16 protein-coding genes, 1 tRNA gene, 2 pseudogenes and 1 riboswitch are annotated in these 20,067 nt (G+C 63.2%); of the genes and pseudogenes, 10 read left to right on the forward strand and 9 right to left on the reverse strand.

Going from position 1 to position 20,067, the window contains the following annotated elements; translation table 11 throughout:
• Positions 1 to 3: 3 nt before the first annotated feature.
• The 7 genes from OR16_RS32275 to glyA form a co-directional block, all read right to left on the reverse strand.
• Positions 4 to 450 carry a type IV pilin protein gene (locus OR16_RS32275; protein WP_006162926.1) on the reverse strand — a complete coding sequence of 149 codons (447 nt, stop codon included), beginning with the start codon at positions 448 to 450 and terminating at the stop codon, positions 4 to 6.
• 18 nt (positions 451 to 468) lie between these two features.
• Positions 469 to 4,449 (reverse strand): pilus assembly protein, encoded by a 3,981-nt coding sequence (locus tag OR16_RS32280; protein ID WP_043422020.1) that lies wholly within the window; start codon positions 4,447 to 4,449, stop codon positions 469 to 471.
• Between the two features lie 30 nt (positions 4,450 to 4,479).
• Entirely contained in the window at positions 4,480 to 5,103 is a 624-nt protein-coding gene (locus OR16_RS32285; RefSeq protein WP_006162928.1) for a pilus assembly PilX family protein, read from the reverse strand.
• The gene (locus OR16_RS43185) at positions 5,094 to 6,026 is read right to left on the reverse strand and encodes a PilW family protein (protein WP_043422022.1); all 933 of its coding nucleotides are present in this window, start codon (positions 6,024 to 6,026) and stop codon (positions 5,094 to 5,096) included. The genes OR16_RS32285 and OR16_RS43185 overlap by 10 nt, the downstream gene beginning before the upstream one ends.
• Before the next feature lie 8 nt (positions 6,027 to 6,034).
• The gene (pilV, locus tag OR16_RS32295; protein WP_043422023.1) at positions 6,035 to 6,673 is read right to left on the reverse strand and encodes a type IV pilus modification protein PilV; all 639 of its coding nucleotides are present in this window, start codon (positions 6,671 to 6,673) and stop codon (positions 6,035 to 6,037) included.
• A 144-nt stretch (positions 6,674 to 6,817) separates the two neighbouring features.
• Positions 6,818 to 7,285 carry a transcriptional regulator NrdR gene (gene nrdR, locus OR16_RS32300; RefSeq protein ID WP_006162931.1) on the reverse strand — a complete coding sequence of 156 codons (468 nt, stop codon included), beginning with the start codon at positions 7,283 to 7,285 and terminating at the stop codon, positions 6,818 to 6,820.
• 157 nt (positions 7,286 to 7,442) lie between these two features.
• Positions 7,443 to 8,690: a serine hydroxymethyltransferase gene (gene glyA / locus OR16_RS32305; protein ID WP_006162932.1), complete on the reverse strand. Its 1,248-nt coding sequence runs from the start codon at positions 8,688 to 8,690 to the stop codon at positions 7,443 to 7,445.
• Positions 8,691 to 8,812: 122 nt separating this feature from the next.
• Positions 8,813 to 8,915: riboswitch (ZMP/ZTP riboswitch) on the reverse strand.
• A gap of 161 nt (positions 8,916 to 9,076) precedes the next feature.
• On the opposite strand from glyA, the pseudogene ybgC reads away from it, so the two are divergent.
• The 10 genes and pseudogenes from ybgC (at position 9,077) to OR16_RS32355 (ending at position 16,839) form a co-directional block, all read left to right on the forward strand.
• Positions 9,077 to 9,486: pseudogene (gene ybgC / locus OR16_RS32310) on the forward strand (tol-pal system-associated acyl-CoA thioesterase).
• Positions 9,483 to 10,166, forward strand: a complete 684-nt coding sequence (tolQ, locus tag OR16_RS32315) for a protein TolQ (RefSeq protein ID WP_043348531.1) — start codon at positions 9,483 to 9,485, stop codon at positions 10,164 to 10,166. The pseudogene ybgC and the gene tolQ overlap by 4 nt, the downstream one beginning before the upstream one ends.
• A gap of 42 nt (positions 10,167 to 10,208) precedes the next feature.
• Positions 10,209 to 10,646, forward strand: a complete 438-nt coding sequence (tolR, locus tag OR16_RS32320; RefSeq protein WP_006162935.1) for a protein TolR — start codon at positions 10,209 to 10,211, stop codon at positions 10,644 to 10,646.
• Positions 10,647 to 10,662: 16 nt separating this feature from the next.
• Positions 10,663 to 11,802, forward strand: a complete 1,140-nt coding sequence (gene tolA / locus OR16_RS32325) for a cell envelope integrity protein TolA (protein ID WP_006162936.1) — start codon at positions 10,663 to 10,665, stop codon at positions 11,800 to 11,802.
• A gap of 239 nt (positions 11,803 to 12,041) precedes the next feature.
• The gene (gene tolB, locus OR16_RS32330; protein ID WP_006162937.1) at positions 12,042 to 13,370 is read left to right on the forward strand and encodes a Tol-Pal system beta propeller repeat protein TolB; all 1,329 of its coding nucleotides are present in this window, start codon (positions 12,042 to 12,044) and stop codon (positions 13,368 to 13,370) included.
• A 16-nt stretch (positions 13,371 to 13,386) separates the two neighbouring features.
• Complete coding sequence (gene pal, locus OR16_RS32335; RefSeq protein ID WP_192816472.1) at positions 13,387 to 13,899, forward strand: peptidoglycan-associated lipoprotein Pal; 513 nt, start codon at positions 13,387 to 13,389, stop codon at positions 13,897 to 13,899.
• An 18-nt stretch (positions 13,900 to 13,917) separates the two neighbouring features.
• Positions 13,918 to 14,676 (forward strand): tol-pal system protein YbgF, encoded by a 759-nt coding sequence (gene ybgF, locus OR16_RS32340; RefSeq protein WP_006162939.1) that lies wholly within the window; start codon positions 13,918 to 13,920, stop codon positions 14,674 to 14,676.
• Positions 14,677 to 14,825: 149 nt separating this feature from the next.
• Positions 14,826 to 15,509: a 7-cyano-7-deazaguanine synthase QueC gene (queC, locus tag OR16_RS32345; RefSeq protein ID WP_006162940.1), complete on the forward strand. Its 684-nt coding sequence runs from the start codon at positions 14,826 to 14,828 to the stop codon at positions 15,507 to 15,509.
• Positions 15,510 to 15,576: 67 nt separating this feature from the next.
• The gene (locus OR16_RS32350; RefSeq protein ID WP_006162941.1) at positions 15,577 to 16,692 is read left to right on the forward strand and encodes a YeeE/YedE family protein; all 1,116 of its coding nucleotides are present in this window, start codon (positions 15,577 to 15,579) and stop codon (positions 16,690 to 16,692) included.
• A 71-nt stretch (positions 16,693 to 16,763) separates the two neighbouring features.
• Positions 16,764 to 16,839: transfer RNA gene (locus OR16_RS32355), tRNA-Lys, on the forward strand.
• 76 nt (positions 16,840 to 16,915) lie between these two features.
• Here the strand turns inward: OR16_RS32355 and OR16_RS48530 are convergent.
• Positions 16,916 to 18,836, reverse strand: a pseudogene (locus OR16_RS48530) (alpha/beta fold hydrolase).
• A gap of 3 nt (positions 18,837 to 18,839) precedes the next feature.
• A complete protein-coding gene (locus OR16_RS32365; RefSeq protein WP_081488940.1) occupies positions 18,840 to 20,021 on the reverse strand; it encodes an AI-2E family transporter in 1,182 nt (393 codons plus the stop codon).
• Positions 20,022 to 20,067 lie beyond the last annotated feature (46 nt).

A 20,067-nucleotide genomic window follows, 5' to 3' on the forward strand; every position in this document is an offset into this window, starting at 1 on the left:
TGCCTACCAGCAGCCCGCGGTCGTTGCATACACGCCGCTGGTAAGCATGTTGTACTTCTCGCCGGTACTGCGATAGACCAGGGTGCCGCATGTCGAGTCCGGTTTGATCGGGCTAGCTTGCAGCTCCACGCACTGTCCATTCGATGCACCACATTGAACTGCCAGGATCTGGTAGCTGCCGGTAGTGGGCGAATCTCCGGACCAGGTCTTGTAGCCGGTCCAGAGCGCGGTCGTACCTGCGCCGTAGTAGCTGTTTACCTGCGAAAAATTCCGCTCGAAGAGTTGCATGTCTTCTAGCAGGGCGGCCTTGGCTTCGGCACGCCTGCCCTTTGTGATGTAACTCGAGTAATTCGGGTAAGCAATCGCGGAAAGAATGGCAATGATACTCACCGTGATCAAGGCTTCAATCAATGTGAAGCCGCGCTGGGATGTCCTATTGACGCGTTGCATAGCGAATCCCTTTCGATGCTAGTTCAGCAGGAAATTTCGAATCTCGCGCCATCCGGCACGGGCCTTGCGCATATTTGAATTGGTCGAATTTCCGCTCTTTCCGCTCTGGCCATTGGCTCCGATAGATGCAGTGCCGGATGCGCCAAATGAGATGACCTGGGTGGTCTTCGTTTCGACGATGCCGCCGACCGCGCTGCGATTCGCGTTCGTGACGTTAATGACGATTACCGACGGCGCACCGAGCAGGCCGATGCTGGACAGATAGCCCGAAACCCCGTTGCCCGGCGTGCCGGTCAGCGCGCCCAGCGCGTAGCTCCTGCTGCCACCGCTGGTGCCGCATGAATCCGTGCCTGTGTAGAGGGAGTTGAAGTACACGATCCCGTCCTGCACAACCACGGAAGTGACTTGCCTCTCCGTCGAGTCAAGGAAGTCCAGAACCCAGCCCGGCTTGCGAGGCGCGGCGTAGCCCGGAGCGTAAGATGAGGAATTGAAGGTGTACGATTTTCCGTCGGCGGTCGCCTGCATCGTTACGGCATTAAGCTTGCTGCGGTCGGGGACGTAGTTGGTGCCGCCGCCGTCGTAAATGCCGTAGAACGAGTTGGTCTGGCCAACTGTGGAGGACGTGTCCGACAATTCGTAATATTTGCCTGTGCCGAACAGCACCATGTACCCGCCGGGCGCGTAGACCACCTGCGGCTGGACTGTGATCGGCTGACGGCGCCCGTACGAGTCGGTGGCGACAAACATTGGCTTGCCAGGTGTTCCGCCGAAAGCCGGCAGGGCACCGGCGGTTGCGTTGCCATTCCACGTGCTTGGCGTGCCGGCCACATTGAACTTCCACAAATTGCCTTGCAGATCTCCAGCGTAGAAGCTTGTGACACGGCCATTGGGAGCGCCAACGGAAGCTGGTGTGCTCAAGCCGTTCGCTGTAACGTAAGGCGGCGCCGTCGCGGGCGCGGGCGTGACTATCTTGAAGTAATTGCTATTCAGGGTCCACGCGGTGCCAGGTGCCTTGTCCAATGAGAGCAAGAATAAGGCAGCTGGGGCATTGGCGTTCGAGTAGCCGTCATTCTGGTTGGAATTCAGGCCATTGCCGACCACAATAAACCATTTGTAGATGGGGCTGCCGCTGGTATCCGTACCAGTCTGCAGCTTGGCGACGATCGGCGGGCCCATGACATTGCCCAGGTCGGCGTCATCCTTGTCGGTGAACTCCCATAGGACGTTGGCGCCGCTAAAGGCTGCGCCGCTCTTGCCGCCATCCGGATCACTCACGTCCAGTGCGTAGATGCCTTGTGCGCCGCCGCCGAAACCGCCAGCGAGTACGGATTTCCAGGCGCCGTTGACTTGTGCTTCTGCGACCAGGGGCGTGGCATCCACATAAGGGCGGTGCGAATAGCTCGGCGATGTGAGTTGCGGCAGCGCACTGAAAATGGCATTGGGCACGTAAGCGAAGACTTCGTCGCCGGTATTCGCATTGAAGCCGTGCAGCATGCCGTCGTTGGCTCCGACATAGACCAGCGGGGTGCGGCCGGTGTAGGTGCTCAGGAAGCTGCTGTAGCCGCTATCGGTGCGGGTTGCGGCAGGGTCACCCACAAAGACCGGGCCTGATCCGATGATGTCGCCGAAGACGGTCGCGCGGGCTCTGAACGGACCGCCACCGCCTTGCCCATTGCTTTCCAGTGTCCTGTCGCCACGAAGATAGTTGAGGCGATTCTGGCCGTTGCCATCACTCAAGCCAGAGTCAGGATTGAGATTGAGCAGCGCCTGCTGGGGGGGCGAGATGGCGTTTCCGGTGAACTGAAAGGGAACTCCCACGCCGCTGACCGGGTTGAGGGTGAAGATGGAGCGCGTGCTCGGGCTCTTGCCGGCGAGCCGGTTTCCTGCCTCCCACGTTTTGGTCTGCGCGATCGTTACGGCCATACCGTCGGTGCTTTTGGAGATAGCATAGGCGCCCAGTTGGCCGTTCCATTTCTGGTCGAATCCGGGCGTGTAGACAAAACCATTCTGCACGATGCGGTTGCTGGTGAGCGCAATGCCGGAAAGCGTGCCCGCGGAACTCGTGATCTGCACGAAGATCTTCTTGATGGCATCGATCATGGCCTGCGGCTGGCTTGCGAGAAACCAGTTTGATGGGACGTTTGATCCCGTGGGCGCAGCTTCCCATTCCGTATTGCTGGTAACGGTTGTTCCGCCCTGGCCGCCTGCCTTGAAGGGATTTCCGTCCGCATTGCCCCCGTCGATCTTGTCGTCCTTGAATCCGCCGTACTTTGCCGCGAGAAAGATCTGGCTCTGGCGCTGGGTTGCGCCGACCGTTCCGTTCCCGGCTTCATTGACGTCGATGCCAAACGTCGTGACGCGCGCAGAGGGCATGTCGGGGCGAAACGCCGAGGTATGCGCCCAGTAGGCGACCCCCGCGATGTAATAGGCTGACCAGTGCGAGGTCGGATGCAGGATGTCGCCCAGATTCGTGAAGGAGGACGGCAGAGGATTGGCATTGCCTGTCGCCGGCGTGTTGGTTTCCAGTGCTCCGACCTTGTTGGTCCACGCTCGCACGTCGAATCCGCTATAGCTGTCCACTGCCCGGGCAGGGTCGCCGTGCGAGGTGTCGACGTTGCCTGGAATGTAGTGATCCTCGTGCGTATTGATGTCGCCAATCGTCACGACGTAGTTGCGCTGGCAACTGTTGAGCATCGGGTCGGCATCCCAGGTCGTGTAGACGGGGAAGTTGTCTGCATAGGTCGTATTCGGAAGGCCGCTGATAGCTTGTGGGGTGGGGCCGTCCTTATGAAACTGGAGGTAGCGGATGCTCTCGTAGAACAATTCGCTGATCGGGTCATACGTCTTGTAGTTGCCGAGCGGGTTATCCGTGGGGCCGCCAAGGTCGCCCATCGCCTTGCCACCGAGTTGTGTGCTCGTGCGGCCAAACTGATTGAGATAGTTGATAACCCCGCTGATTCCTTCCGTGCGGTTGAGCGGGTTCCGATAGAACACGCCCGTTGCCGGATCCCATTCCATTGCGGTATTTGCAATTGTTTTCAGGTTGGAGTCAACCGCAGTAGTGCCAACATACTTCATCGGGGCCCGCAGAACCCCACCGTAGCGTTCGTTCGGTGTCTTGCTGGTGTCGTTGGTGCCGTCGTTCAGATAGCCAAAAGCCGCAAAGCGCACGCGATCGGCATTTCTTTGCATCTGGCCGACGGGCTTGTAATTGCTGCCATAGTTGTAGCAGAGGTCGGTGCGCTTAGTTGCCTCGTTGCCATCGCAAACCTGAACCTGGACACGGAAGCTACGTCGTTCCGTCAGCTTGCTGTTCTGGTAGACGTCAGCATATTTCCCCGGACTCGCGCAGTTGCCACTGCTATCGTCCGCATCGGAGAAGAAGATGTGGTTACCACACGAAGCAATATAGATCGTGCTGTATGTGAATGGCGTTACCGCACTTGGCGCGCTGCTGGTGTTGTTGACGGCCGTGACGCTCTTGACCGGGAAGTAACTGTTGCTACGGAAAAAGTCCGATCGGAGCACGGCACGCTGCAGGACCGTCTGGGTAGCGGTGTCCACCACGCGGTCGCCGCCGGTCATCGCCATCCGCAGTTCGTCGATCGAGGACGACGCGGCCCAGTTCATGAAGTTTCCGCTAAATGCGGCGGAACACTCATGGGCTCCATTGCCGGAGGCGTTGCCGCTGCTTACAAAATAGCCATTGGTGCTGTCGTACGTATAGCACTTGGCTGCATTGAAGTAGCCGAGGTAAGTTGTATTGTAGTTATATGACGTGTCGACGTTCTTCGAATTCAGGGGGCCGCGGTAGGCAGTACCCGTAGTCGGGAACTCTACCGAGAGCGTCATCATCAGGTTTGGGTGAATGTTCTGCGATTGCCCGAATAGCGGGGTCTGCGCAATCGTCACGGTTGGCACGCTTGGCGTGCTTGCCGCCCAAAGCGGGGTAACCCATAGCATCGCGCACAGAGGCAACAGGCGTCGGAGTGTCTTCATGAGTTCGTTCCCGATTCGATGCTGGCTGTTCTAGTTGTCGGTCTTGCGGTACAGCGACTGAACCATCGCCTGGGTAGCGTTATTCGGGCCAAAGCCAACCGCGGTCACCCGATACATATAGCGCGTGTTGTCAACGGCGCTGCCAATGGATTGGTCAGGAAGCAACTCGATGATGTAGCGAGGCTTCTGGCTTGGAGTCAGGCCCGTCCCGGTCGGGAAGGTCCGGCCCGTAAAAGTGCCGTAGGCCACCGTCTGCGGGTTGGTGGCAGAAGCGCTCCAGCTAACGGTGTTCCATATCTGCGCGTTGATATTTGCCAATGTATTGCACAAGCCCTGGTAGGGGGCGGCCACCGTTGTCCCGATATTGCATCCACCTTCGACCGTGAAACCCGTCGCCGCTGTCGGCTGGAAAATTGCCGAGCGGCTCTTGGGGCCAGTGGTGTTCTGGATGTCCATTTCGGCATCGCGCAAGGCGGCCTCAGCTGCCTGGAACGCAATCTCGAAATCGCGTTGATTGCGGGTCGTACGTTTTGAGTCCAGTGCCAATCTCGCGCCACCCAATGCCAGCACGGATATGACGAGCAACATGATCAGAGCGGTGAGCAAGGCAAAGCCGCGGCCCGGATATGTCACTGCTGGATGGATCAGAGGCACGAAGGGTCTCCCTGCATGCAACTCAGGTAGTTGCGCACTTGTACCGTCGCAGTGAAGAGACGGCGCGCGGATTGTGGGTTTTGAGTCGGCGTGAACGTACCATCGGCGCCGTTGTACATGGGGCCGAAGAGCTGGATCGCGGGCTGCCCGGAACTGGCTGCGCTTGTATTGTCGCCGCGTACCACCAAAGCCACCTTCAGCGCAAAGACGCGTGCCCATTCGGCCGCGCCGACCTGGCTGGCGGGAACGAACTTGTCCGCCACTTCATCGTCATCTGTGGATATGCCGAAGAGCACCTGCAAATTCTCAACGCCCGGGACAAGCTGCTGGGCGACAAAGGTAGAGGTCTCCTTGCCGGCTGCACGCCGCCGGTATTTGCACATCAGGTAGGGCAGGCCATCGGCGCCGTTCTGCACATAGAGAATGGAGAGTCCGCGTTGACTTGCCGCATTGTCGATGTTGGACGGCGCGGCGACGGCTTGTCCGGAGCAATCCACCATGGAGCCATCGCTCACGGTCGGGTCAGCCGCCGTCCCGACGCCGAAGAATCGAGTCAGCAACACGTCGCTGGCATTGACGGCGGCGCCAGCGTCGCAACCCAGCGTCTCGCTGTCCGAGGGGGTTGAACAGTTGTCCAGTCCCATCAGCATCTGCGAGCTGATCTGCATTGAACCACCATCGCTGGCTGGAGGCGTGTAGGCAATCTGACGCAACATTCGTGAAACAACGCCGATCGCGAACTGACCGCGCTCCTCGATGTTGGCGCTGTCATTGATGCTGCCGTAAGTGCTGCGGGTCAGTAAGTAAAAGGAAGTTGATGCAACCAGCACCAGCATGCCGAGCGTCAGTGCCACCATCAACTCGATCATGGAGAAGCCCGGGCTTCGCTGGCAACGATGGGTTGGTTGTCCGGAGCCGGCCATGGGCGTCTTCAATTGCTGACTCCCGGGTTGGCCACAATAACGATTTGTGGCGTTGCCGAGCCGTTGGCAGCTTGCGTGTCTGGCATGGCTGTTCCGGTCGCGACATCCACCCCCGGCTTGTCGGTGAACCGAGATACCCAGCCCATCTTGATGACGATCGGGCTATCGCTGGCTTGGCCCGTGCCGCCGGCCGTGGCGTTGCACGCCCAGGTGTAGCCTGCGGCGTTGGAATAAATACTGGAGTCACGGCAGATTACCGCACGCCCACCCGGCAGGGCCGTCTGGACACGTCGCGTCCATTCGGCCAAATCGAACGTGACCATGTTGGCTGCGCAAACCGTGCTGCCGGACGCGCACGGGGTGGTAAAGAAATTGGCGCCCGTCGGCACCGCTGGGGCGCCGGTGCTCGTGTCGAAGAAGTAGCCGCTGTTACTGGCGAGCATTTGGGCGTTGTTAGCCCGCATGCGGTCTGCCATATCGCTGGCGAGCTGCAGTGCCAGCGTGTCATAGGACGCTTGTTGGGAGAAGCGGAAGGATTTGATAAGAAGATTTGCCACGCCGAGCACGCCGATGGCGAGCACGACGATTGCCACCAATGCTTCGAGCATGGTGAAGCCGGCCGTCTCCCGACAGCTTGACTGACCCATCTTGACCCTCGTCCGAAAAGACTACGTTGTTCTTTTGGCTTCTTTCTATTTTTTTTAACTGCAACCCAGGTGGAGGTATAGATATAAGAATTGCCGCCTAGGACACAATTTGGGAAGAATTAAACAACGTTCACGTTACTTTTTCTACTGCTTTCGTGGGGTGGACGCCGAAAATTCATCCAGCATGTCGCGGAATTCCGACACGTCCTCAAAGCTCCGATACACCGAAGCAAACCGGATATAAGCAATCTTGTCGAGCCGGCGCAGCTCGCGCATGACCAGTTCCCCGACCTGGCTGCTGGGGATTTCCTTTTCGCCAAGGGCGAGCAGTTTTTCTTCAATGCGGGTGATGGAGGCGTCAATGGCCTCAGCCGAGACCGGGCGCTTGCGCAGGGCCAGACGCATCGAGTCTTTCAGCTTGTCGCGGGTGTAGTCCGCGCGGGAGCCGTTTTTCTTGACGATGGCGGGGAAGAACAACTCGATCCGCTCATAGGTGGTGAAGCGGCGGTCGCAGGATTCGCAGCGGCGGCGCCGGCGTACCGTATCGCCTTCTTCCGACATGCGCGTGTCCAGGACCTGGGTGTTGGAATGGGCGCAAAAAGGGCATTTCATGCCTGACCACCTAGAAGTTTGAGCCGGGACGCGTGCCGCGCAGGCAGCGTTTTGTCATTCTGTGTCGCGCCGGGCTGGGTTGGCAAGGCCCGCCGGCGGCGCTTGCGCGCCGCGGCGGGGCTGCCGGCCACCCGCGCGTGGCGGGTGGCGCCGGGCTTTAGCCGTAGACCGGGAAACGCTTGGTCAGGGCTGCCACTTGCTCGCGCACGCTGGCGATATTGGCCAGGTCGTGCGGGTTTTCCAGCACGTCGGCGACCAGGTTGGCCACCAGGCGGGCTTCTTCTTCCTTGAAGCCGCGGGTGGTCATGGCCGGCGAGCCCAGGCGGATGCCCGAGGTGACGAACGGCTTTTCCGGGTCGTTGGGGATGGCGTTCTTGTTGACGGTGATGTGTGCCTCGCCCAGGACCTTCTCGGCTTCCTTGCCGGTGATCTGCATGGCGCGCAGGTCGACCAGCATCACGTGGCTTTCGGTACGGCCGGAGACGATGCGCAGGCCGCGCTCGATCAGGGTTTCGGCCAGCACGCGGGCGTTCTTGACCACTTGTTGCTGGTAGGTCTTGAACTCGGGCGACAGGGCTTCCTTGAACGCGACTGCCTTGCCGGCGATCACGTGCATCAGCGGGCCGCCCTGGATGCCGGGGAAGATGGCCGAGTTGATGGCCTTCTCGTGCTCGGCCTTCATCAGGATCACGCCACCGCGCGGGCCGCGCAGGCTCTTGTGGGTGGTGGTGGTGACGAAGTCGGCGTGCGGTACCGGGTTGGGGTACTCACCCGCAGCGATCAGGCCGGCGTAGTGGGCCATGTCGACCATGAACAGGGCACCGATGGACTTGGCGACCTTGGCGATGCGTTCGAAGTCGATGCGCAAGGCGAAGGCCGAGGCGCCGGCGATGATCAGCTTGGGCTTCTTTTCCTGTGCCAGCTTTTCCAGCGCGTCGTAGTCGATGTCTTCGTTGGCGTCCAGGCCGTAGCTGACCACGTTGAACCACTTGCCGCTCATGTTGAGGGCCATGCCGTGGGTCAGGTGGCCGCCTTCAGCCAGGCTCATGCCCATGATGGTGTCGCCCGGCTTCAGGGCGGCGAAGAACACGCCCTGGTTGGCTTGCGAACCGGAGTTGGGTTGCACGTTGGCAGCTTCGGCGCCGAACAGTTGCTTGACGCGGTCGATGGCGAGCTGCTCGACGACGTCGACGTACTCGCAGCCACCGTAGTAGCGCTTGCCGGGATAGCCCTCGGCGTACTTGTTGGTCAGTTGCGAGCCCTGTGCGGCCATCACGGCCGGCGAGGTGTAGTTTTCCGAGGCGATCAGCTCGATGTGTTCTTCCTGGCGCTGGTCTTCCTTCTGGATGGCGGCAAAAAGCTCGGGGTCGATTTGGTCGATCGTATAGCGGCTGCGTTCGAACATGGCGAAAACTCGTCTGAAAAAAGGGAATTCCGAATAGGCTTCGGGGTAGGGCGCGCGGGGAAGGCACAGGCGACCGGCGCCGGTCGCGTTAGCTATCCGGCGCAGGGCGCACCCTGCTTCCCATTCGCTGCCCAGGCGAGCGGCAGGCGCTTGAAACATCGCGCCAGAGAACTTTGCGCTTCCTCGTGGTAGTGCCCACTGACTTCGCCAGTCGCGCAAGATGGAATGGTTGGCGGCAGTTTAACGCGAGGCGCTGGCTCGCTGCAAGACGGTGCGGCCGGGCGCAAGGCTGAAAGTCAATGCCTCGTCTGTCAGGCAATGTAATTGTTGTAATGTCAGACAAGGGTTTACACCGGGTCGGGCCGGCTCCCGTTACAATCGCGGCCATGAGCAACAATGTGTGGGCCTTGCGGGTGTACGTACTGGGAAGACACCGACGCGGGCGGCGTAGTGTTCTACGCCAATTACCTCAAATTCTTCGAGCGCGCCCGTACCGAGTGGCTGCGCTCGCTGGGCATCGAACAGCAAGCGCTGGCCGATGAGGCCGGCGTCGTCTTCATCGTCAGAAGCACGGCGGTGGACTACCACTGCCCCCGCCCGTCTGGACGACTTGCTTGAGATCCGGACACAGATTGAACGGGTTGGCCCGGCGTCGGTCCGATTCGCCCAAGAAGCCTGGCGAGGTGAGCAGTTGCTGGCTACTGGCGCCATCCGGGTTGGGTGTGTTGATCGTAGCACATTTCGCCCGACTCCCATTCCCGCTCCCGTCCTTGCAACCATCAAGACCGCTCGATGAATCCCGTGACCGTCACGCAAGACCTGTCGATCATTTCGCTGGTGCTGCACGCCAGTGTGCTGGCACAGGCCGTCATGGCCCTGCTGCTGGTGATGTCCCTGTTCTCGTGGACATATATCTTCCGCAAGCATTTCTCCCTGCGCGCCGCGCGGACCCAGACCGAGGGCTTCGAGCGCGATTTCTGGGCCGGTGGCGACCTGCAGGCCCTGTACCAGAGCGCGGCCAACAACCGTCACAACACGGGCGCGCTGGAACGGATCTTTGAATCCGGCATGGGCGAGTACCTGAAGGCGCGCGAGCGCAACAATGACGCCGGCGCGCTGCTCGACGCTGCGAGGCGCGCCATGCGCGCGGCCTATCAGCGCGAGATGGATGTGATGGAATCGCACCTTCCATTCCTGGCCTCGGTAGGTTCGGTCAGCCCGTATATCGGCTTGTTCGGCACCGTGTGGGGGATCATGAACGCTTTCCGCGGCTTGTCCAATGTGCAGCAGGCAACGCTTGCGGCAGTGGCGCCCGGCATTGCGGAGGCGCTGGTCGCCACCGCCATCGGCTTGTTCGCGGCGATTCCGGCGGTGATTGCCTACAACCGTTACGCCACCGAAGTCGATCGCCTGGCCATCCGCTTCGAGAGTTTCATGGAAGAGTTCCTGAACATCCTGCAACGGCAGACCCGCTAAAGCGCCGAAGCCACCAACGTCTTCGGTCAAGGAGAACCAGCAATGGCAGCGATACAGCGCCGTGGCGGCTCGCGCCGCCGGGCCAGCGCCGACATCAACGTCGTGCCTTACATCGACGTGATGCTGGTGCTGCTCGTCATCTTCATGGTGGCAGCACCGATCGTGAATCCCGCCGTGGTTGACTTGCCCAGCGTGGCCAACGCCACCCAGCAGCAAAAGGCGCCTCCCATCGTCGTAACCGTGCACGAGGACGGCGCACTGACCGCGCGCGGCAAGGATAACGCCGGCACCAGCTTCGAGCGCAAGCTCGACAAGCAGGGCCTGATTGACTTCGTGCATCAGCGCCAGAACGAGAATCCCGACCAGCCGGTGGTGATCGCCGCCGACCGCTCGGTCAAGTACGAGGCCGTGCTCGACGTCATGTCGGTGCTCAAGGCTGACGGCGTGAAGCGCGTCGGCCTGATGGTCAAGCCCAAGTAAGCACCGCCCCAACGCGATGAAGACCGCCGCCTATCCTTATCAGCCGGCCCCGGAGCGGGGAACCCTGCGTTCCTTCCTGCTCGCGGTTTTCATGCATCTGTTGCTGGGCATCGTGCTGTATTTCGGCGTGCACTGGCAGAGCAGCACCCCGGTCGGCGCCGAAGCCGAACTCTGGGATGAGATTCCCGCCACCACCGCGCCGCCCCCGCCCCCGCCGTTGCCCGAACCCCAGCCCATCGTCCAAGCCCGGCCCGCAGCCCCCGCGCCTGCGGTGAGGTCGCGCGCGGAGGAAGATGCCGAGATCGCCCTTCAGCAGCAAAAGCGCCGCCAGGCCGAGGCCGCGGCCCGCGAAGAGGCGCGCCAGCAGGCTGACCTGCGCGCGCGCCAGGAAGCCGACCGGCAGGAAGCGGCCCGCAAGGAAGCCGCCCGCAAGGACGACCTGCGCCGCGAAGAGCAACGCCGCGAAGAGCAGAAGAAGGACGATCTGAAGAAGGAAACCCAGCGTAAGGAAGATGCGCGCAAGCAGGCCGCGCTGCAGGAGCAGCGCAAGGAGCAGGCTGAGCGCGAGCGCAAGGAGGCCGACGCCAAGGCCCGCGCCGAAGCCAGGAGCCGTGCCGAGGCCGATGCCAAGGCGCATGCCGAGGCTGACGCCAAGGCAAAGGCCGCCGCTGACGCGAAGGCCAAGGCCAACGCAGAAGCCAAGGCCGCCGCCAACGCGAAGGCCAAGGCGGATGCCGATGCCAAGGCCAAGCGCGACGCCGCCGCCAATGCCCAGCGCCACAGCGAGCTGGCGCGCCTGCAGGCCCTGGCCGGTGGCGGGGCGGCAGTCGGCGGCGCCGGTGGTGTCGGCAGCAGCGCCGGCAGCGGCGCCGGTTCGGGCGGCAAGGCCTCGCCCGGCTACCCGGATCGCGTGCGCCGCCGCGTCAAGCCGAATATCGTGTTCACCGAAGACGTGCCTGGCAATCCCGCCGCCGTGGTGTCCGTCCAGCTGGCGCCGGACGGCTCGCTGATGTCCGCGCGGGTGTCCAGGTCCAGCGGCAATTCGAGCTGGGACAACGCGGTGCTGCGCGCCGTGGAGCGCTCGGATCCGCTGCCCCGCGACGAAAACGGCAAGGCGCCGGCCAGCTTCACCATCACCTTCAAGCCTAAGGATTAAGGGGAGAGGTGATGGCGACGGCACTAGCAAGGAATAATTCGAATTGCAACAGATTGCAACCTACGTCGATGCGCCATAGTCCCAAGGCTACGATGACAGGTTGCCTGACGCAGCCGGCAAATGTGCCCGGGGCACCCGATTCAGGCATGCGACATGCCTCCAGTCTGCGTACCCCTACCTTTGCCCTTGGTTTTGCCGGCCGCGTTCGATATGAATATTGATCTCGACTGAGGAGCAGCATGCGAAAGCTTTGGGCCCCCCTTTGGCTGGCCGCGCGGCGGCACAGCACCCGCGCGCACGCCCTGTTTGCCGGGCTGGCCGTGGTGCTGGCCTGTTCGGCCGGCAGCGCGCAGGCGCAATTGAACGTTGAAATCACTGGCGTCGGCGCTAGCCAGTTCCCGATCGCCACCGCCAACTTCCAGGGCGAAGCGCAGGCCCCGCAGAATCTCACTGCCATCATCCGCAGCGACCTGCAGCGCAGCGGCCGCTTCCGCAATGTCGATCCGGGCGGCGCTACCGTGGCGGAGTCCGCCAATGCCGACCTTGGCAGCTGGAAGGCGCGCGGCGCCGATGCCTTCGTGGCGGGCAGCGTGACACCCACCGGCAACGGCCAGTACGACGTGCGCTTCCGCCTCTACGACACCGTCAAGGGCACCAGCCTGGGCGGCCTGGCCTTCACCGTCGGCGGGAACCAGCTGCGCGTGACCGGCCACAAGATCGCCGACTACATCTACGAGAAGCTGCTGGGCGAGCGCGGCGTGTTTGCCACGCGGCTGTCCTATGTCTCGCGGGTGGGCGGGCGCTTCCAGCTGCTGATTTCGGACTCCGACGGCCAGAACTCCCAGGTGGCGCTGACCAGCAACGAGCCGATCATTTCGCCTTCGTGGTCGCCGGACGGCAGCAAGGTTGCCTACGTGTCCTTTGAAGCCAAGAAGCCCGTGGTCTACGTGCACGATCTGGCGACCGGCCGCCGCACGCTGGTGTCGAACCAGAAGGGCAACAACAGCGCGCCTTCGTGGTCACCCGATGGCCAGCGCCTGGCGGTGGCACTGTCGCGCGACGGCAATACCCAGATCTACCAGGTCGGCGCCGATGGCTCCGGGCTCAAGCGCCTCACCCGCAGCAGCGCCATCGACACCGAGCCGCAGTACGCGCCGGACGGCCGCAGCATCTACTTCACCAGCGATCGCGGCGGCGCGCCGCAGGTCTACCGCATGCCTGCCGGCGGCGAAGAAGGCGGCGCAGCCCAGCGCGTGACCTTCAAGGGCAGCTACAACGTGAGCCCGCGCATCTCCCCGGATGGCAAGCAACTGGCCTATATCACCCGCAGCGGTGGTTTCAAGCTGCAGTTGATGGATCTTGGCAACGGCGATGTCACGTCGCTGACCGATACCGCTAACGACGAGGCGCCCAGCTTCGCCGCCAACGGCAAGTACATTCTGTATGCCACCCGGGTGGGAGGTCGCTCGGTGCTGGCGGCAGTGTCCACTGACGGGCGTACCCGGCAGGTTCTGTCGCTCCAGTCCGGCGAGGTTCGCGAGCCGTCCTGGGGTCCATTCATGCAATAAACGAGGAGTTCCAGCCATGACCAATATGATGACCAAAACCCTTGCCGTCGCCGCTCTGCTGGCCCTCGGCGCCTGCAGCTCCGGCGTGAAGCTGGACGACACCGCCAACGCCGGTGCCGGCAAGGGTACGCCTTCGACCGACGCTCGCGCCGTGGCGCCGGTGGACGTCTCGCGCGATCCGCTGAACGATCCGAACAGCCCGCTGGCCAAGCGCAGCGTGTACTTCGACTTTGACAGCTACAGCGTCAAGTCCGACTACCAGGGCATGCTCTCGGAGCACTCCAAGTACCTGGGCGCCAACAAGGGCCGCCGCATCCTGATCCAGGGCAACACCGACGAGCGCGGTACCAGCGAATACAACCTGGCTCTGGGCCAGAAGCGCGCCGAAGCCGTGCGCCGCTCGCTGTCCTCGCTGGGCGTGCCGGAAAGCCAGATGGAAGCCGTCAGCCTGGGCAAGGAAAAGCCCAAGGCAACCGGCCACGACGAAGCCGCCTGGGCAGAAAACCGCCGCGCGGACATCACGTACTAATCTGCGGATAGCCATCTCATGAACGCACGCGTCTCCAAGTTGTTCTTGCTCACCGCGCTGGCTTGCGGCGGCCTGTCCCTGGCCGCCCACGCGCGGGCTGGCGTGTTTGACGATGACGAGGCGCGTCGCGCCATCGTTACCATGCGCGACCAGTTCAATGGGTTCCAGGCGACCGCTTCGCAGCGTATCGACCAGAACAGCCGCGCGCAGCTCGAGATGCAGAACCAGCTCGAGGGCCTGCGCCAGGAAGTGGCGCGGCTGCGCGGCCAGAACGAGATGCTGCAGAACGAGGTGACGACGCTGCAAAAGCAGCAGAAGGACTACTACGCCGACCTGGATGCGCGCCTGAAGAAATTCGAGCCGCAGCAGGTCACCGTGGATGGTCGCGAAGGGCTCTCGCAACCAGGCGAGAAGACCGAGTACGATGCCGCGCTCAAGCAGTTCCAGACCGGGGACTTCAAGGGCGCGGGCAGCGTATTCTCGGCCTTCATCAAGAAATACCCGCAAAGCCCGTACGTGCCGCTGGCGCAGTACTGGCTCGGTAACTCGCTGTACGCGCAGCGGGACTACCGCGGCTCGACCGCGGTGCTGCAGAACATGGTGCAGGCGTACCCGGATCACCCCAAGGTGCCGGATGCGCTGATCGCCATCGCCAACAACCAGATCGAGTCGGGCCAGAAGCCCGCGGCCCGCAAGACCCTGGAGCAGGTGGTGGCCAAATACCCCGGCACCGAGGGCGCGCAGGCAGCGAGCAATCGCCTCAAGACGCTGAAGTAAGCGACTGGGAGGGCGGGGCGCTGGTAAGCGGCCCAGGTAGCAGCCAGGACAAAAGGCCCGCATCCGCGGGCCTTTTGTCCTGGCCGCGCTAAAATACCCGATTCGCCTCGAATTTTGCGTGGCGCCGACTGGCGCCGCGCCCTGCCATCATGAAAAAACGCGCTATCGTCCTGCTTTCCGGCGGCCTGGACTCCGCCACCGTCCTTGCCATGGCCAATGCGCAGGGTTTCGAGACCTATGCGCTGTCGATGCGCTACGGCCAGCGCCACTCCTCGGAACTGGAGGCCGCCAAGCGCGTGGCCGCAGCCCAGGGCGCCGTGCGCCACGAGATCATCGACCTCGACCTGCGCCGCTTCGGCGGCTCCGCGCTCACCGACGATAGCCTCGACGTGCCCACTGACGGCGCCGTCGGCGGGATTCCCGTCACCTACGTGCCGGCCCGCAATACCATCATGCTGTCGCTGGCTCTGGGCTGGGCCGAGGCCGTCGGCGGCCGCGACCTGTTCTTCGGCGCCAACGCGGTCGACTACTCCGGCTATCCGGATTGCAGGCCCGAGTACGTGTCCGCCTACGAGGCGCTTGCCAACCTCGCCACCAAGGCTGGTGTGGAAGGCGAGCGCATTCGCGTGCACGCGCCCATCATCGACATGACCAAGGGCGAAATCATTCGCGCCGGCGTCAGGCTCGGCGTGGACTACGGCATGACAGTGTCGTGCTACAAGGCCGACGACGACGGCCGCGCCTGTGGCGTGTGCGACTCCTGCCGCATCCGCCGCGCGGGCTTCGAGGCCGCTGGCGTACCCGATCCCACCCGCTACCAGGGCGCCGCCTGACGGTTGCCATTGCCACCAGCGTGCTTGCGCACCCACCCACCCGTTCCGCTTCCCCCGCCGGACACCCATGCCCGAAATCGACATTGCCGCGCTCAGCAGTACCGTACTGGCGAGCACCTTCATCCTGACCTTCCTGTTTGGGGTGGTGCTCCAGCGCACGCACTTCTGCACCATGGGGGCGGTCTCCGACATCGTCAACATGGGCGACTGGACCCGCATGCGCATGTGGGGGCTGGCCATCGGCGTGGCCATGATCGGCACCGCCACGCTGGCCGCGGGCGGCTACATCGATCCCACCAAGACCATCTATGCCGCGAGCAAGCTCAGTTGGCTCTCCGCCCTGGTGGGCGGGCTGATGTTCGGCTTTGGCATGGTGCTGGCCTCGGGCTGCGGCAGCAAGACGCTGGTGCGCATCGGCGCCGGTAACCTGAAGTCGCTGGTGGTGTTCGTCTTCCTGGGGCTGTCGGCCTATATGACGCTGCGCGGCCTGTTTGGCGTGATTCGCGTGAATACCGTCGATGCCGTGGCGCTCACGCTGCCCACCACGCAGGACCTGCCCTCCGTGCTGGCCCACGCCAGCGGCATGGCGCGCGCCACCCTGCAGATCGGCATCGCGCTGGTGCTGGGCGGGGCGTTGGTGATCTGGGCGCTGGCCGGGCGTGGTTTCCGTACCTTCGATAACCTGCTGGGTGGCTTGGCCGTGGGCCTGATCATCGTGGCCATGTGGTACGTCTCCGGGCACCTGGGTTATGTTGCCGAGGATCCCAATACGCTTGAGGAACTCTTCGTCGCCAGCAACAGCGGCCGCATGGAGAGCCTGAGCTTCGTCGCCCCTTACGCCTACACGCTCGACTGGCTGATGATGTTCAGCGACAAAAGCAAGGTGCTGACCATCGGCATCGTCAGCGTATTCGGCGTGGTGGCTGGCGCTGCCGCGTATGCGCTGGTGACCCGCACCTTCCGCTGGGAAGGCTTCGGCAATGCCGAGGACGTGGGCAACCATCTGGTGGGCGGCATCCTCATGGGCGTCGGCGGCGTGACCGCGCTGGGCTGCACCATCGGGCAGGGCCTGTCAGGCGTGTCCACCCTGGCGATCGGCTCCTTTATCGCGCTGGCCGGCATCCTGGTTGGCTCGGTGCTGGGCTTCCGCTATCAGATATGGCGCCTTGAGCGCATGATCTAGCACGGGCCGTTCGCGTTCAAAGGTTGACATTGAAGCCAAGATCTTCCTATAATCGCGGCTTCAGTTTTTCCGGGTCGTTAGCTCAGTCGGTAGAGCAGCGGACTTTTAATCCGTTGGTCGCGTGTTCGAGTCACGCACGACCCACCAGCATTGCGAAAAGGCGTAGCGGGCAACCGTTACGCCTTTTTTGTTTCATGCCCCGCGTCTGGTTTTCCGGCGCGGATCAGCCTTGCCTGGTGCCGTCTTTGGCGCCGTCCTTAGCCAGGTGCCTGGCGAGAAACGCTTCCATGGCTTCGTAGAAGTCGAAGGTGTTTTCCTCGTTGTGGAAGCCGTGGCCCTCGTTTTCCTTGAGCAGGTATTCCACGTCGACGCCGCGCGAGCGCAGCGCCTGGACGATCTGGTCGCTCTCCGCTTGCTTGACGCGTGGGTCGTTGGCGCCCTGCGCCACCAGCAGCGGCGTGCGGATCTTGTCAGCGAAGAACACCGGCGACGCATCGTGCAGCGCCTGGCGCTCGGCTTCGACGTTCGGGTTGCCGACCATCTCGTACAGCATGTCGAGCATCGGCTTCCAGTAGGCGGGAATGGTCTCCAGCAGCGTGAACAGGTTCGATACGCCGACATAGTCGATGGCCGCGGCATAGCGCTCCGGCGTGAAGGCGACGCCCGCAAGGGTCGCGTAGCCGCCATAGCTGGCGCCGTAGATGGCGATGCGCCTGGGGTCCACGATGCCTTGCGCGACGAGCCAGTCCACGCCGTCGTCGATATCGTGCTGCATCGTCTTGCCCCACTGCTTGAAGCTCGCCTCCCAGAACGCGCGGCCGTAGCCGGTCGAGCCGCGGAAGTTGATCTGCAGCACCGCGTAGCCGCGATTGGCCAGCAACTGAACCTCGGGTATTGAAGCCCCACACGTCGCGGGTCCACGGGCCGCCGTGCGGGTTGACGACGAGTGGCAGGCCTTGCGGCGCAGGCTCTCCCGCACTGGCCACCGGCAGCGTCAGGTAGCCGTGGATCTGCAGGCCGTCGCGCGAGGTGAAGCGGATCGGCTGCATGCCGGCCATGTCGGCTTCATCGAGCCAGGGCTGCACCTTGCCGAGCGTGACCAGTTTTTGCGTGCCGCTGTCGTACAGGTAGCGCGTGCCGGTGGTCTTGTCGCTCGACGCGGAGACGATCATGCGGGTCTCGTCCCGCGTGATGCTGGTGACGTGGTGCTCATAGCCCGGCAGTTGCCGCTCCAGGTCGGCATGGATCCGCTCGGCGTGGGTGTCGAAGAAGTGGCGGTGCGTTTTCCAGTCGGTGTACCAGGCCGCGGTCAGCACGCGGCGATGCCGAGAGTGGGACAGGCCGCCGACATCCACCTCGTCGTGCTCGAAGACCAGGTGGCCTTCCTGGGCCGTCTGCGGGTCGAATTCGAAGATCGCCGTCTTGTCGCGGCCGCGATTCGACTGCACATACAGTTGCTTGTCGTCGAAGGTGAAGAACAGCGGCGAGACCGTCTCGCGGAAGTCGGTGGTCAGGATCGGGCGAAATGGCTCGTCCTCGGTATCGCGATAGAGCAGGGTGGTGTTCACGCCGTCGCTGGCGGTCGCCACCCGCAGGCGCCCTGTGTGGTCGGTGCCCCAGCTCATCACGTTGCCGGGGTTCTGCGCGATCTGCACGGACTCGCCCGTGACGACATCGACGCGCAGCACGTCGAATACCTCGGGGTCGCGCTTGTTGTGCGACAGCAGGATATGGCGGTCATCGTCCTCGAGATCGTCGACGATCTCCGCGCGCACGCCCGGATAAGGCGTCAGGTCGAGCGGCTCGCCGCCGTCGATCGGCACCGACAGCACGTGGAAGTTCTCGTCGCCGCCAAAGTCCTTGGCGTACAGGATGTGCGCGTTGCCCTTCCAGGTGTGGAAGGGCAGGTCGCGCTCGCTCTCGCCGGTCAGCGGCCGGGCTTCGCCCAGCAGGTTGCCTTGCGCGTCGATGGCCTGCACGAAAACGTTCTGGCGGCCCTGGTGCCGGGCGAGGAAAGACAGGTGGCGGCCATCCGGCGAGATCGAGAACTGGGAACGGTCCGGCTTGCGGAACAGCTCGCGCACGCTATAGCGTTTCACCTTTGCCGGCGCCGCTGCACCGGATGCTGGGTTGTCTTGACGCAATGCTCACTCCTTGGTGTGTTCGGGGCCGGCAAGCGGTGGCGGGGCCCGCTCCGTGCGCGTGGCTTGCCCGGTCGTGCTTTCGGGCGGTGCGGTTGGCTTCGGCTCCTTGTCCTGCGCGGCGTCCCGGCGCTCGATTTCTTCGCGCGTGGATGTGGACAGGTCCCAGCTGGCGATAAACAGCGCGGCAATCAGCGGACCGATGACGAATCCGCTCAGCCCGAACAGCGCCATGCCGCCCAGCGTGGAGATCAGCACCACCCAGTCGGGCATGCGGGTGTCCTTGCCGACCAGGATGGGGCGCAGCACGTTGTCCACCGCGCCGATCACCAGTGCGCAGAAGCCGATCAGGATGGACCCCTTGCCCACGTCGCCGGTCAGTAGGAAGTAGATTGCCACCGGCCCCCAGATCAGCGCCGCGCCCACCGCCGGCAGCAGCGACAGGAAGCCCATCAGCACGCCCCAGAGCAGCGAGCCCTGGATGCCCAGGAACCAGAAAATCAGGCCGCCCAGCGCGCCCTGCACGGCGGCCACGGCAATATTGCCCTTGACGGTGGCGCGGGCCACAGTGGTGAACTTGCGCAGCAGGTGCTGCTTGTGGGGCTCGCTCAGCGGGATGGCCCGCATGATGAGCTTGGAAACCTGCGGGCCATCGCGCAGCAGGAAAAACAGCAGGTACAGCATCACGCCAAAGCTGACCATGAACTGGAACGTGTTCTGCCCGATGCTGAGCGCCTGCGTGGCGATGATCTGGCTGGCCTGGGTGGCCCCCGCGGTGAGCTTTTGCTGCAGGTCGCTGATATCGGTCAGCCCGAAGCGGTCCAGCACCTTTGTCGCCGACGGTGGCAGGGCATGCACGGCTTGCTGGAAGTAGGCGCCGAAATTGAGCTGGCCCGACTTGATCTGCTGGTAGACGGTGCTGCCTTCCTGGATCAGGGCGCCCGTGACGAAGATCAGTGGCAGCACCACGATCAGCAGGCACAGCGTCAGCGTGGTCAGCGATGCCAGGTTGCGTCGGCCGCCGATGCGCCGGGTCAGCCAGTTGTTGGGCGGCGTGAAGATGATGGCCAGGATGGTGCCCCAGAACACGGCGCCGGAGAACGGCCACAGGACGAAGCAAAAGGCTACGGAGACGACTGCCAGCAGCAGGTAGAACGACTTCTGCTGCATTTCCGCTCGTTGGGTCATTGCGCTGTCACCTCGCGTCGAAAAAGTGTTGGAGCGCGCGCCGCGA

Source organism: Cupriavidus basilensis OR16 (assembly GCF_000243095.1).
Taxonomy (GTDB): domain Bacteria; phylum Pseudomonadota; class Gammaproteobacteria; order Burkholderiales; family Burkholderiaceae; genus Cupriavidus; species Cupriavidus basilensis_D.

What these genes read in the sequence shown, in the direction of transcription:
- OR16_RS32275 (WP_006162926.1), bottom strand. Translation starts at nt 450, where the DNA reads ATGCAACGCGTCAATAGGACATCCCAGCGCGGCTTCACATTGATTGAA.
- OR16_RS32280 (WP_043422020.1), bottom strand. Translation starts at nt 4,449, where the DNA reads ATGAAGACACTCCGACGCCTGTTGCCTCTGTGCGCGATGCTATGGGTT.
- OR16_RS43185 (WP_043422022.1), bottom strand. Translation starts at nt 6,026, where the DNA reads ATGGCCGGCTCCGGACAACCAACCCATCGTTGCCAGCGAAGCCCGGGC.
- pilV (WP_043422023.1), bottom strand. Translation starts at nt 6,673, where the DNA reads ATGGGTCAGTCAAGCTGTCGGGAGACGGCCGGCTTCACCATGCTCGAA.
- nrdR (WP_006162931.1), bottom strand. Translation starts at nt 7,285, where the DNA reads ATGAAATGCCCTTTTTGCGCCCATTCCAACACCCAGGTCCTGGACACG.
- glyA (WP_006162932.1), bottom strand. Translation starts at nt 8,690, where the DNA reads ATGTTCGAACGCAGCCGCTATACGATCGACCAAATCGACCCCGAGCTT.
- tolQ (WP_043348531.1), top strand. Translation starts at nt 9,483, where the DNA reads ATGAATCCCGTGACCGTCACGCAAGACCTGTCGATCATTTCGCTGGTG.
- tolR (WP_006162935.1), top strand. Translation starts at nt 10,209, where the DNA reads ATGGCAGCGATACAGCGCCGTGGCGGCTCGCGCCGCCGGGCCAGCGCC.
- tolA (WP_006162936.1), top strand. Translation starts at nt 10,663, where the DNA reads ATGAAGACCGCCGCCTATCCTTATCAGCCGGCCCCGGAGCGGGGAACC.
- tolB (WP_006162937.1), top strand. Translation starts at nt 12,042, where the DNA reads ATGCGAAAGCTTTGGGCCCCCCTTTGGCTGGCCGCGCGGCGGCACAGC.
- pal (WP_192816472.1), top strand. Translation starts at nt 13,387, where the DNA reads ATGACCAATATGATGACCAAAACCCTTGCCGTCGCCGCTCTGCTGGCC.
- ybgF (WP_006162939.1), top strand. Translation starts at nt 13,918, where the DNA reads ATGAACGCACGCGTCTCCAAGTTGTTCTTGCTCACCGCGCTGGCTTGC.
- queC (WP_006162940.1), top strand. Translation starts at nt 14,826, where the DNA reads ATGAAAAAACGCGCTATCGTCCTGCTTTCCGGCGGCCTGGACTCCGCC.
- OR16_RS32350 (WP_006162941.1), top strand. Translation starts at nt 15,577, where the DNA reads ATGCCCGAAATCGACATTGCCGCGCTCAGCAGTACCGTACTGGCGAGC.
- OR16_RS32365 (WP_081488940.1), bottom strand. Translation starts at nt 20,021, where the DNA reads ATGACCCAACGAGCGGAAATGCAGCAGAAGTCGTTCTACCTGCTGCTG.